We start from the raw sequence: 13193 nt of genomic DNA, 5'->3' as shown, positions 1-13193 counted from the left end.
CCTATAACGCCAAAATACTGCCTAACCCTATGGCTACACATGCGCCTATCACCGAACTCAGTACGTTGACCAGATCATTACTCATCCATGACCAGCCCCGAGCACGTACTGTTGGTTGACCACAGTGCTCATGAACTTCAACTTCACGGCCGCATACCACACAGCGATACATCTTTTGCACCGTTGCACCTAGATAGGAATCCGCGAATGCTCCCGCCAATCCGCCGATCAGTCCAACCACAGTCCAGCCCAGCCATCCGGTTTGATCTATACCACTAATCGATGCAAAAACAAAAGCGCCTGCACCAATAACTGCCCCGCCCAAAGCCGCAGCGAAACTACCCCATAATGAAACCCCGCCCGAAGCCCCCGGCGTTAACACCTTCCAGGTAAGCACAGAACGAGGCGGCTTGCGGCTGAGACTTCCGATTTCTGTAGCCCACGTGTCCGAAGTGACCGTCGCCATGACCCCGATAAAAGCATACATCCACGCCGGATGCGGAATAAACCAGTTTGCCAGACATAACAGCATGCCTATTCCGCCATTAGCCATGACTTGCCCGACATCCCGATTGCCTGTCTTGGCATAAGACTTCTCCATCTCCTGCTTTCGTTCTTTACGAAATCTCGAAAGCAGCGTAGACGTAATGAAAAATAATAGCAGTGTCCCGAACCAGAACAGATTACCTGCCCCGTAATATATCGTCCCCATCAGGATTGCTGCAAGGCATCCGGACAGGGTTAGCGATTTTTTTGCATAAGCAGCCCCTGCCACCAGAGAAGCGCATACAGCACCAATCATCCAATCCATAAGCTCTCCTGCATGTGATCTCTACACCGTCCACATGACGTTTATTTATTTTTGAAAGTTAATTATACCACGGTTTGAGACCAATGCCGAAACCGGACATGCAGCTAAACAAAACCTTATTTGATTTTAAGTTTTGCTTCAGGTTTCCGAGTTACAATACATTCAGCTCAAACAACAAGAACAGCTGCGATTCATTTCGTACACAACGATAGAAACGAGGAGCACGACTATGAATATGAAAAGAGTTTTCATACTGGGTACGATGATTGTTACGATGTCTTTCGCTGGATCTGCATGGGGAAAATCAACGATTTCTCCCATTCCTGAACCGAAATGGTCTATTGTTGACCTGGATAACAGCAGTGAGAAAGATGACGATGAACTGCTTCGTGCACTAAACCAAACTTCCGAAGAGGAACTGGCGGATAGGCTGTATGAAGGACACTCGCTGCGAACGATTGCAGAGAGGAGTGGCGGTAATTACGCCAAAGCCATCGCTATTCAGATCAAACAGCTTCAGACACAGTTGGATGAGCGTCTTGCCAGCGGAAGTATCAGCTTCGAGCAACACGCGCTTCAATCCATGGAAATTGCAGAACTGATCACAGCGAGTGCCAACAGATCATATATCTAGTTTACCTTTCGCTTCGATCTTAAATGATTCAAGGCAGCGCAACGCAAAAAGGAGCGCAATTACGCACTCCCCCCACTAACACGATTCTATGTTGATTTGTGCTGTATTGCCATACATCTTGCGGATCACTTTGTTGATCGTTTAGTCCGCTGCCTTGATTGTACATGCCCCCATGGGTTCACCGTCCCAGGCCAGTTCAAGCACATCTCCTGCCTGTGCAGCACCTACACCCTCTGGCGTTCCCGTGAAAATAATATCTCCCGGCCCCAGGCCATAATGATGACCTACATAATCCACAATATCCTGCAGGCTAAAGATCATGTTAACGATATTGCCACGCTGAACCCGAACCCCGTTCTTGGTCAACGTAAAATCCTTTTCGAGCAGTGACGCCGCTCCAGGGAATGTCTGGAACGCCGTGATCGGTGCGGAGTTTTTGAAGCCTTTCGCAGCCGTCCACGGGTGTCCCTTTTTCTTGATTACCGTCTGCACATCACGGAGGGTAAAATCAATCCCAAACGCATAAGCATCGACCAGTTCATCGACAAGCACTCCCCGCTTGTAATCCTGACCAATGCGAATGACTAATTCAGCCTCATAGTGAACTTCGCCTTTCTCGAATGGCAGTTCAAGTACTTCTCCAGTCAGAGGTACAACAGCATGGGAAGGTTTCATAAAAATCATCGGTTCATCCGGAACCGCATTCCCAAGTTCCTCGGCATGAAGTTTATAGTTTCGTCCAACACAATACACATTGCGAATATTAGTCAACATAGAGTTATAACCACCTTTGCTGGATTCAATGCTTCGTTTGTTAGTTCGACTACGGGTACTACAATTAAGGTCTGAAAAAACGGCTGCTGGTCTCCTGAAACGCGTCTTCCCAAACATCAGGGCGATTTGTACATATCATGACGTCTGGGTCGATAGCAGCCAGCTTTTTCATACTTGCCTTGTCATCTACTGTCCATGCCATCACTCGAATGCCTGCAGCGTGCATTTGGTTCATCAACGCTTTATCCACATTGGTATATCCGAGCGAGAGGAACGTGCAGTGCATTTGTTTCAACGCTGTAAGCAAATCCCCCGGTTTGGCATCAATGATGAGACCCGTTTCTAATTCCGGCGCAAGCTTTTTCACTTCAACCAATGCGGCCGGTTCAAAAGAGGTGATAACGACATCATGTTGCATATGTCTTTTTCTAATTTCATGAATTACGGCAGCAGGCAGACCGGGATACATATTCCCCTGTGTTTTCAGTTCAATATTTAAACGAACTTTGCCGCATGAACGATCCAGAAGTTCACTCAGGGAAGGAATGCGCTCGCCTGTGTAGTTCTTGCCTTTCCATGATCCTGCATCCAGTTGTTTCAACGCCGACCAATCCATATCCTTCACCAGACCCTTGCCATTCGTCGTCCGCTCCAGTGTGAAATCGTGGATCACTACAGGTATACCGTCACGGGATAACTGTACATCCAGTTCCATCCATTGAACTTCCGGTCTTTCCATCGCCATATTAAAAGCGGCCATCGTGTTCTCCGGTGCAATGGAAGAAAACCCACGATGCGCCACACACAGATTGTTCATGATCATCTCTCCTCAGTAGTACGCTCCTTAGTTAGGCACAGCAGCTCCATCCGCATTAACCGCAATCCCCGGTGACATCTTAGCCATCTGTTCCAGCAGAAGCCGGTTTGCATCATCAAGCATCGGCACAGCCTGCCCAAGAGCGGCTTCATAGGGGATCACTTTCATACTGCATACAGCATCACGGCTGCAACGGGCCTGAAAGACAGCTGTTTTCCATGTTTCTTCGTTCGTAGATCTGGTAAAAATAAAATTACCCGTACTATATGCAATCCACTTGCCTTTGTAGTACTCAAGCCCTTGCAAAACATGAGGGTGACCACCGATAATCAAATCAGCACCGGCATCTGCAAACTCATGCGCAAGCCTTGTTTGATCCACATTCGGGGTACTCACACGTTCCTCACCCCAATGGGCTACAACGATAACCAGATCTGCCTTCTTACGTGCCGACTGGATCGCTGCGACTGCTCTTGTAGAGTCATACGCTTCCGCCACACCAGCTCGATTTCCGTCTGCTTTCCAGCTGGCTACGGGAACAACCCGACTGAAACCAAGCAAGGCAATCTTCACGCCCTTACGTTCGAAATAGGCAGGCTCATAAGCCTCGGTGCCATTCATACCAGCGCCAGCATGCGCAATACCGTAATCATTAAGATACGTCAAGGTATCTACTAAACCTTCCACTCCTTGATCCAGGATGTGGTTGTTCGCCAGATTGACTGCATCAAATCCTGCCGCAGCCATCGCTTGCAAAGCTTTAGGCGAAGATTTATACACATATGTTTTGTTTGCGGCCCCTGCGCCGCCATGGGTCACCGGAGTCTCCAGATTACCGATGGTTAAATCGTCGTCTTTAAACATTGTGCCAAGCTTTGCAAATGGATAGTTATATCCATTCTTCTCCAGCAACTCTGCAACTTTTCCGGAAAATTGAATATCCCCGACAAAATGAATGGTGACATCCTTCGATGCATCAGAGGTAGAAGGATTTCCTTGGTTCCCATCTGTTTTACTTGAAGTTCCTTTTCCGGTGCTTGAAGGCTTCGTTCCAGATGTAGGCTTCTCACTGGCTGCCCCCGATGTTTTACCCGTGCCCGATTCAGAGCTGTCTCCAGTATTACCCGGCTCTGCCTCTGGCTTCTCGTCAACCTCGGGAGACTTTTCATCCGGTGTATCAGCGGGTTTAGTATCCGATTGATTCATTGCACCTCCACCCTTGTCTTCCGATCCGGAAGGCTGCTCCTGCTTCACAACCTCTGAATTCACAGGCTGGGACGGTTGCTGTTCACGTGTGTTCAGCATGTAATATAAGCCGATAAGACCAATCGCTGCAATTAATATTACATTTACGATCCTGATTTTTGTATTACGGGTTCGTCTTACTTTTTTCTTTTCTGAACTTTTCTGTGATCTTGGGGGATACATAAGCAACTCCTCTTCTTAACAAAAGATCCATATGCATACCATTATATCAAGCATATTCTGGATGTACATCCTATAAAAGAAGCCGTCCCTTCTGTAGATGCTGCTACATCGGGACGGCAGATATAAAGTTCATGCTTTTACTTCATTGCAGTAAGCTGTGCTGCCGCCTTTACGGACATTTCTTTGGCTTGTCGGATACAGTCTGGCAGTCCCACACCCTCATAACCTGCCCCGGCAATGTAAACACCCGGAAGCTTATCCCCAAGCTCTTTACGAAGATTAGCCAGGTGCTCAAGATGACCCACAGGGTACTGCGGCATGGATTTACGCAATCTTGTGATCTCCGAGAAAATCGGCGTGGCTTCAATCCCCATCGTTTCTCTAAGATCTTTCATCACAAGCTCCGTAAGTGCCTCGTCGGGAAGCTCCACATTTTGTTCATCTCCGGAACGGCCAACATAACAACGAAGCAGGACCTTGTCATCCGGACTGGTATGCAGCCATTTGGTTGAGGTCCATGTGCAGGCCGTAATATTACGCCCCTCTTTTTTTGGCACAAGGAATCCTGAACCGTCAAAGACATGTTCTACTTCTTTTTTCTCAAAGGCCAGAACAACGTTAGCAACGGATACATAATTGATCGCGTCCAGCGCCGATGTATCCACATGGGGCTGGAGCAGGTCAGAAGCCACATAGGTAGGCACGGTGATCACAACATCATCCGCCTCCAAAAATTGTCCGTTATCAAGTTCAACCCGATATCCGGTATCTTGACCATCCAGTCGTTGCAAGGATTGGGCAGCTGTATTCAGACGCTGATCCACATCATTCAACTCATGAACAAGCGCATGCACGAGACTTTGCAGCCCCTGGCGGAAGTTCAGAAACGCACTCCGTTTGGTGCCCGTATGTGTCTCGGCAGGTTTACGCCCTGTCATCATCCCTCGGATCAAGCTGCCATAATCCCGCTCCACTTCTCCAAACTGCGGGAAAGTTGCTTGCAGGCTCAGCTTTCGCATATCTCCCGCATAAATCCCCGCCAGAAGCGGTTCAGTCAGGTTTTCCAGCACCTCTGGACCGAGCCTGCGCTCAATCATATAACCAAGAGATTCATCCTCAGTTGTGCGCTTGGGCGGAATAATAAAGTCCATTAGCGCCCGCAATTTCCCTGCCGGAGAAACAAGTCCGCTTCTAAGAAAAGATTTCAACTCTGTTGGAATACCGAGAACCAGACCTGCCGGCATCGGATGAAGTTTGCCACGTTGCATGATGTATGTTTTCTTGGACTCCGGATTCTGGCTGACCAGTTCATGATCCATCTCCAGTTCCTTCGCCAGATCAATCATCGCTGTTTTGCGAGCCAGGAAAGAGTCAGGCCCTTTCTCGATTACAAATCCGTCCCGATGCAGCGTTTCAATCATACCGCCCATGGACGAGCTTTTCTCAAGCAAGGTAATCGCAGGTTCAAAGCCAGCTTCCCTGTAATGCTTGCGGATATAAAATGCTGCGCTGAGGCCTGTAAGACCCCCGCCGATAATAACAATGCGCCGTTTCTTGTCTTCCATTAGTTATCAGACCCTTGCTGCCACTGGCTAATGATAGAGTCACTCAATGTCTCCATATACAGAGGATCACTGTTAAGGGAGTCGATACGCATTAACCGCATATCCATCTCTTTCGCGATCGCTTTGGCTTCAATGTCGAGATCATACAAGACTTCCAGATGATCCGATACAAAGCCGATTGGAGCCACAAGCACATCTTCCACCTGTTCACGTGAAAGCTCCTGGAGGGTGTCCAGAATGTCCGGACCCAGCCATGGCTCAGCTGTTCGTCCGGCACTTTGCCAGGTAAATTGCCAGTTGCTAATCCCCACTTGGGAAGCGATGGCTTCGGAAGTCTCCAGCAATTGATTCGGGTACGGATCGCCCATGTCAACAATTCGTGCTGGCAAGCTGTGCGCGCTGAACAGAACCTTCACATCCCCGCGTTTGGCTCCCGCTTCTTCAAATGCGTCCAGCTTCGCGCTCACTCGCGTGGAAAGAGCCTGAATCAGCTTCGGATGCAAATGATAACTTTCAATAAAGGTCATCTGGATGCCTAGTTCTTCGGCTTTTTCCCGTGCACGTTTGATGTAACTACCCACACTCATCGTTGAGAAATGGGGCGCAAGTACAATGCCAATGGCGGTCTGGATACCGTCTTTGGCCATCTGTTCCACGCCATCCTCAATAAAAGGATAAGCATGCTTCAGTCCTTGGTAACAGCGGAATTCAACCTCACCACGGCGCTCATCTTGCTGTAACGCCTTTTGAAGACTTCTCACTTGGTTATCCGTGTTCTCACGCAGCGGAAAAACACCGCCAACAATGGCTTCATAGCGATCTGTCAGCTCTTTCAATTGTTCTGGCTCAGGCGGACGCCCTCTGCGAATATGCGTATAATACGCTTCAACACTTTCCATATTTTCAGGTGTGCCATAAGACATCACCAGTACGCCTACTGTATTAGTCATTGCTTACCGTCACTCCCGTCTTTAACGCTTCTGCTGAATATTGATGAATATATGCCGTTAGTTCTTTTAATTTATCAAGCGAAGCTTCAGGGAACAAGCCGTGTCCCAGATTGAAAATATAACCCGGATCCTTGATCCCTTCATCAATGATCACTTTCGCCTGTTCTTTGATTAATTCCATTGGCGCAGTCAGGATATACGGATCAAGGTTACCCTGCACGGCGAATTTTCCACCTAGACGTCTGCGTCCTTCAGAAATGAAAACTCTCCAGTCCAGCCCGATGACATTTGCATTCAGATCTTGCAGCGTTGGCAACAGTTCACCTGAAGCCACACCAGGGAAATAGATTTTCGGTACATTCAAATCGGATAATTCGGTAAAGATACGAGTAATCGTTGGCAGCACATACGTTTTGAAGTCTTTGGGAGAGAGTGCCCCTACCCAGCTGTCAAATAACTGAAATGCCTTACCGCCATTTGCGATATGGGCACGAATATATGTAATGACCATATCACCAAGCTTCTGCATCAGTTTATGCCACACTTCCGGCTCACTGTACATCATCGATTTGGTTCGGATATACCCTTTCGAAGGCTGCCCTTCGATCAGGTAACTGGCTATCGTAAACGGAGCCCCGGCAAACGTAATCAACGGAACGTCAAGTTCCTTGTCCAGAATACGGATCGTTTCCAGAATGTGAGACAGATCCCCTTCAACATCAATGGGACGCAGACGCTCTACATCTGCAGCCGAACGAATGGGATTATCGATCACCGGCCCAATATTTTTCACAATGTCAAAATCAATGCCGAGTGAAGCAACCGGATTCATAATATCGGAATACAAAATAGCCGCATCCACACCCAATTTACGTACAGGCATGAGTGTAACTTCAGCCGCCAGCTCAGGCTGTTGACATATTTCAAGCAAGGAGTACTTTTCTTTAATTTTGCGATATTCGGGATCGTAACGTCCAGCCTGGCGCATGTACCATACTGGCACACGGTCTACCTGCTGTTTGAAACTGGCCCGAATAAGTCGATCATTATAGCTCATGTAAGAAGCCTCCAATAGTTTTTGGACTCATAACTACCATTATGCCCTTTTTAAACAGCCGTAACAACCTTATGGGGATGTGTTCCAAGTGACAATACTATGACATTCGTTACACCCTAATCTATTCCATTCGTCATGCCCCTCTCTATATGCCATTTATGATATAATGAAAGAATCGGTTTTTTTGAGAGTTACAGAAAAATCTTTGAAAGGAAGTGAAAGCACTTTGAAAATGTGGAAAGTTAATCTCATTGTGCTTTGGTTCGGACAATTCCTCGTCAATGCAGGAATGACGATGATTACGCCTTTTTTATCTCTATTTCTTGCCAGAGATCTAGGCGTTGTAGGAGAGCATGAAATTGGTATTTGGGCCGGATTTATTTTTGCAGCCAATTTCCTCACCTCATTTTTATTTCAGCCGCTTTGGGGCAAGCTGTCGGATAAATACGGACGAAAAATTATGTTGCTTCGCTCCGGATTTGGGATGGCTATTGTCATTGCCTTGATGGGTTTTGTGCAAAATCCTTGGCAACTCCTCTTCTTGCGTCTGCTTAACGGAACGATCTCCGGCTTCAATCCGGCGGCTGTTGCCCTGATCTCAGGCACAACACCGAAGGATCGCATGGGTTTTGCCATGGGTATTAGCCAGTCCGGTCAGGTAGCGGGCACAATTCTGGGTCCGCTCATTGGTGGATTGCTTGCAGATGCGGTGGGCTTCCGTCCCATTTTCTATATTACAGGTGGACTTATCTTCACAGCTTCCATGCTGGCAATGTTCCTGGTACGGGAGAAATTCGACCGTCAAGAAGCCGCAAAGCTACCCGACCAATCCGTATTATCCGGTTTGAAAGAACTCACTAAATCACCTCAGCTACCTGCACTGTTTGCGGTGACGTTCCTGCTGCAATTCGCGATGATCAGTCCAATGTCACTCTTGCCTATTTATGTAGAGAAACTGCATGGAACTCAAGTGAATGTTGCATTCTGGGCTGGTATGGTCGGCGCTGTCACGGGTCTATCCAATATGGCGATGTCACCTGTGCTCGGAAAACTCAGCGACCGGATCGGTTCACACCGGGTGCTCACCTTTTCACTGATCGGAACCGGAATTATGCTTATACCTCAGGCTTTTGTTCAAACGGTATGGCAACTCATCCTTGTCCGTTTTGTCATGGGCATATTTATGGGCGGACTGCTCCCGAGTGTAAATGCATTAATTCGCGGGTACTCACCCGACAACATGATTAGCCGGGCATTCAGCTTTAACACAAGTACACTGGCGCTAGGCAACATGCTTGGCGCAATCATCGGTGGATTTATGGCTGGTTTCATCGGCATCGAGGGCCTCTTTATCGTATCCGGTGGCCTGTTACTGCTCAATATGGTTTGGGTGCGGTTCAAATTGTACAAAAAGCCTGTTCGTCTAAATGAATCCTGACCCTTAACGAAACAAAAAGCCGCTTCAGTGCCATTTCTGGACTGAGAGCGGCTTTCTTTTATATGTGTCGTTCCTGGAATTGAATCGGATATTCCTTCACACCAAAGACAAATGCGCTTTGGATTGGCTCTAACGAGCTTTCAGGATCAAGTACTAACTGTATCTGTTCCATACGCTGAAGCAATGTGTGCAGCACAACCCTGGCTTCCAATCGCGCCAGCGGTGCACCCAGGCAGAAATGAATACCAAATCCAAATCCCATATGTCGGTTCGGCTTACGATCGGATACAAACTCATCTGCACGTTCGAACTGTGAACTGTCACGATTGGCAGCCCCCACCCAGGAGATCACCTGTTCACCTGCCTTAATGGTCTTGCCTCTTAGTTCCACGGTCTCCCTCGCAACACGTCCAATCGCCACAATCGGCGGATAAAAACGCAGCGTTTCTTCTACAGCACTCGCGACCCGATCCGGATGCTCACACAACTCCTTCTGCAATTCGGGTTGCTCCGAGAGGATACGTACTGCGTTAGCGATCAGATTGGTTGTTGTCTCATTCCCTGCGGCCAGCAAAAGAATACAGAAATTAACCACTTCTTCCTCCGTCAGCTTCTGACCCTCAATCTCCGCAGCGAGTAGCAAGGAGATCAGATCGTCCTGCGGCTCTATACGGCGCTGCTCCATAATGTCTGTGAAATAGGCATATAACTCCTGCATGTTCTGCTGTTTCTCTTTGGCCAACTCCTGAAACGCCTCTTCACTGTCATCTCGCGCGCCTTTCACAAGTACATCTGACCAATGCTTGAATTCATGGCGATCTGTAGCCGGAACCCCAATCAGCTCAGCAATAACGATGACAGGCAGTGGTGTTGCGAGGTCATCAATCAGGTTCATCTTTCCATCAGGTAAATGCGGAGCCAGCAGCTCATCCGTGATCTCCTGAATACGTGGCGCCAGAGCTTCAATCGCCTTGGGGGTAAACGCTTGGTTGACCAGATCACGAAGCTGTTTGTGCTTCGGAGGATCTGTCGTTAACATGCTGGAGCCCGCGCGATTACGCTCGGAAGAAAACAGTTTTGGATTTTTCAAAATATACTGCACGTCCTCATATCGAAATACATCCCAGCATTCACGATGCTCATCATATCGGACTGGAGTGTTCTCACGAAGTTCTGCATACACCTGGAAGGGAAATAGTTGTTGCTCCTTGCTGTGCAATTCCCGAATAGGAATATAATTGGCATATTTTCGGGGCGCTTGTTTCATCGTGTTTCCTCCAATCAATAATATATATTTATTTACATATAAACTCTTATTCATTATACACACAACTGGATGGAGATTCCAATAAAATAACGCAAATAAGCCTCGCGGCCCATCTCCTGGTCCTAACCACCTTATCTTTGTCAAATAAGTTTATGTAATATTTAATTACACAAACATTTCATATAAATATATAAAGTTCACTTTTATTATTTATTTATTAAGATAAAACAACTTAAATTTAGTCATTCACCTTATAAAATAGCCATTTAACTCTATAATCCTATGAATGTAACCGTTATCTCTATTGAAATCTATATTTGTCATATTAACTAACACAAAATAAAATATTTTTAATCTACATACACAAAAAAATAACATTACCTCACACAAAACTCACTTAAAGGAGCGTGTCAGCATGAAAAAACATTCTAACCTTCGTCCTTGGGCCGTTTGGAGTACTGCCGCACTAACTGCACTAACCCTTTCTCTCTCCCCTATGGGAACTCATGCTGCTCAAGCAGCTACGGTAGAGGTAAAAGGCACAACAGGAACAGTTCAAAGCGCCCCGACCACGCCAGCACGTAACACCACCATCCCGGCTGTGCCGGAATCCTCCGAACAATCTCCCCTCTCTAATGTGCTTGTGATCGGAACAGGCGGAACGATTGCGGGACAATCCGAGGACGCAACCAGCTTCCAAAATTACAAGGCAGGCACACTGCTCATTGCTGACATGGTCAAAGATTTGCCGGACAAGCAAAAAATTGCGGATGTAAGCACGCTGCAATTCGGCAATTCCGGTTCCGGCTCCTATTCGATGGCTGATCTGTACGACTTGTCTCAAACGGTAGATAAAGCATTAGCTCAATATGATAGCGTAGTGGTTACTACAGGCACAGATACGATGGAGGAAATCGCCTACTTCCTTGATATGACGGTTCAAAGCGATAAACCCGTTGTCATCACAGGCTCCATGAGACCATGGACGGTGATTGGCTCCGACGCTCAAGCGAACCTCTACAATGCCATCAAACTGGCCGGCAGCGGCCGAACCAAATCGTTTGGCACTGTATTGATGCTCAACGATACTATTCAGCTTGCTCGCGGTGTAACCAAGACCAATGATTATCGGACAGACACTTTTGAAACGCCAATGCTCGGCGCTGTTGGTTATATCGATGAAGAAAACATCCGAATTTACCGTGCTCCTGCGAGAGCCATGAAACCCGAAGGTACAGCGAAGCCAGCATTTGATCTTCGTAAGATCACCAAAGCCGATCTTGCCAAAGTCGAAATTGCCATCTCCTATCAAGAAGCAGGTGGCGGTGCAATTGAAGGCTTTGTAAAGAGCGGAGTGAAGGGAATCGTTACTTCCGGTACAGGAGCGGGCGGCATCTCCAGAGCAATGGGTCAAGCCCGTACGAAGGCGATTGAAGAAGGGGTTATTTTCGCAACCACAACCCGAACAGGATCGGGCAGCGTATATGGTGGAGGCAAAGGCATTATCGCCGGGGATAATCTTAGCCCACAGCAAGCACGGATTCTGTTGATGCTTGGACTTTCGTTCAGTGATGATTTTGATACGATTAAAAAGTGGTTCGAAACATACGGCACACCAGAGGTATAAATTAGCGAAGAATCATGGCCAGAAGTACGTGAAAAAGGCCGAAGCAAAGGTTCATCCCGCTTCGGCTTTTTTCCTATCCCCACAAACTTTATAATGAATATTAGACATTAAAACCGCATGTCACCGCGATGTAATTTTGCATTTAACTTGGCTCTCTACCAAGCTTTCATCGGAGTTCAATGGATCTATTTCACCCAAGCCAGCGCTAAACCATCATAGTCTGGCAGCATAGTCGTGACGAGACGCGGGTCACTTGCCATCTGTTCATTGAAGCGACGCACGGCAAGCACAGCAGGCCCTTGCTTGTCCGGATTAAGTGTTCGACCGCGCAGGAAACAGTTGTCACCTACGATAACTGCACCCGGACGCGCAAGACGAATCGCATAATCGAGATAAACCGGATAATTTTCCTTATCTGCGTCAATAAAGAAAAAGTCAAAGGTACGCTCTTCTTGTACCAATTGCTCCAGGCTGTCTGCCGCAGGCCCAATCCGGTATTCGACTCGCCCGCCAAATCCGCCTTCCTCCAGATGCGCACGAGCCATCGCTGCGTACTCTTCTTTCAGTTCAAGTGAAGTCAAGCTTCCCCCTTCGCTTAAACCACGAGCCAGGCAGATACCGCTGTACCCGCCGAGCACACCGATTTCGAGCACAGCTTCGGCCTTTGAAGTTTTCGCCAGGAAGGTGAGCAGACGACCATAAGCCGCCGCCACCGAAACCTCCGGCATGCCATTCACCCGAATGGCTTCTTTTACTTTTAACAAGAGCTCATCCTCTTGAAATAATTGATTTACATATTCGTCAGGGGTCATATTCACCACGAAG

12 protein-coding genes are annotated in these 13193 nt (G+C 47.6%); 3 read left to right on the top strand and 9 right to left on the bottom strand.

Annotated features, from left to right (window positions below; genetic code table 11):
• Position 1: 1 nt before the first annotated feature.
• The gene (locus ACUTVW_RS04765) at positions 2-811 is read right to left on the bottom strand and encodes a DUF92 domain-containing protein (protein ID WP_445644710.1); all 810 of its coding nucleotides are present in this window, start codon (positions 809-811) and stop codon (positions 2-4) included.
• Between the two features lie 229 nt (positions 812-1040).
• On the opposite strand from ACUTVW_RS04765, the gene ACUTVW_RS04760 reads away from it, so the two are divergent.
• A complete protein-coding gene (locus tag ACUTVW_RS04760; RefSeq protein ID WP_445644709.1) occupies positions 1041-1445 on the top strand; it encodes a hypothetical protein in 405 nt (134 codons plus the stop codon).
• A 141-nt stretch (positions 1446-1586) separates the two neighbouring features.
• On the opposite strand, the gene ACUTVW_RS04755 is transcribed toward ACUTVW_RS04760, so the two are convergent.
• The 6 genes from ACUTVW_RS04755 to hemE form a co-directional block, all read right to left on the bottom strand.
• Positions 1587-2219, bottom strand: coding sequence for a fumarylacetoacetate hydrolase family protein (locus tag ACUTVW_RS04755; protein WP_445644708.1), 633 nt, complete (start codon positions 2217-2219; stop codon positions 1587-1589).
• 64 nt (positions 2220-2283) lie between these two features.
• Positions 2284-3036 carry a glycerophosphodiester phosphodiesterase gene (locus tag ACUTVW_RS04750; protein WP_445644707.1) on the bottom strand — a complete coding sequence of 251 codons (753 nt, stop codon included), beginning with the start codon at positions 3034-3036 and terminating at the stop codon, positions 2284-2286.
• A 27-nt stretch (positions 3037-3063) separates the two neighbouring features.
• The gene (locus ACUTVW_RS04745) at positions 3064-4464 is read right to left on the bottom strand and encodes a CapA family protein (RefSeq protein WP_445644706.1); all 1401 of its coding nucleotides are present in this window, start codon (positions 4462-4464) and stop codon (positions 3064-3066) included.
• 137 nt (positions 4465-4601) lie between these two features.
• Positions 4602-6029, bottom strand: coding sequence for a protoporphyrinogen oxidase (hemY, locus tag ACUTVW_RS04740; protein ID WP_445644705.1), 1428 nt, complete (start codon positions 6027-6029; stop codon positions 4602-4604).
• Entirely contained in the window at positions 6029-6979 is a 951-nt protein-coding gene (gene hemH, locus ACUTVW_RS04735) for a ferrochelatase (protein WP_445644704.1), read from the bottom strand. Before hemH ends, hemY begins: the two co-directional genes overlap by 1 nt.
• A complete protein-coding gene (gene hemE / locus ACUTVW_RS04730; RefSeq protein ID WP_445644703.1) occupies positions 6972-8036 on the bottom strand; it encodes a uroporphyrinogen decarboxylase in 1065 nt (354 codons plus the stop codon). Before hemE ends, hemH begins: the two co-directional genes overlap by 8 nt.
• A 232-nt stretch (positions 8037-8268) precedes the next feature.
• Here hemE and ACUTVW_RS04725 point away from each other — a divergent pair, with 232 nt between their 5' ends.
• The gene (locus tag ACUTVW_RS04725; protein WP_445644979.1) at positions 8269-9474 is read left to right on the top strand and encodes an MFS transporter; all 1206 of its coding nucleotides are present in this window, start codon (positions 8269-8271) and stop codon (positions 9472-9474) included.
• A 58-nt stretch (positions 9475-9532) separates the two neighbouring features.
• Here the strand turns inward: ACUTVW_RS04725 and ACUTVW_RS04720 are convergent, their stop codons facing one another.
• Complete coding sequence (locus tag ACUTVW_RS04720) at positions 9533-10741, bottom strand: cytochrome P450 (RefSeq protein WP_445644702.1); 1209 nt, start codon at positions 10739-10741, stop codon at positions 9533-9535.
• 415 nt (positions 10742-11156) lie between these two features.
• Here ACUTVW_RS04720 and ACUTVW_RS04715 point away from each other — a divergent pair, with 415 nt between their 5' ends.
• Positions 11157-12368 (top strand): asparaginase, encoded by a 1212-nt coding sequence (locus ACUTVW_RS04715; RefSeq protein ID WP_445644701.1) that lies wholly within the window; start codon positions 11157-11159, stop codon positions 12366-12368.
• A 185-nt stretch (positions 12369-12553) separates the two neighbouring features.
• On the opposite strand, the gene ACUTVW_RS04710 is transcribed toward ACUTVW_RS04715, so the two are convergent.
• Positions 12554-13180 (bottom strand): O-methyltransferase, encoded by a 627-nt coding sequence (locus ACUTVW_RS04710; RefSeq protein WP_445644978.1) that lies wholly within the window; start codon positions 13178-13180, stop codon positions 12554-12556.
• Positions 13181-13193 lie beyond the last annotated feature (13 nt).

It is taken from the genome of Paenibacillus sp. TSA_86.1 (assembly GCF_052691815.1).
Note: the sequence above shows the minus strand (reverse complement) of the source record. Positions and strands in the feature narration are given on the sequence as shown.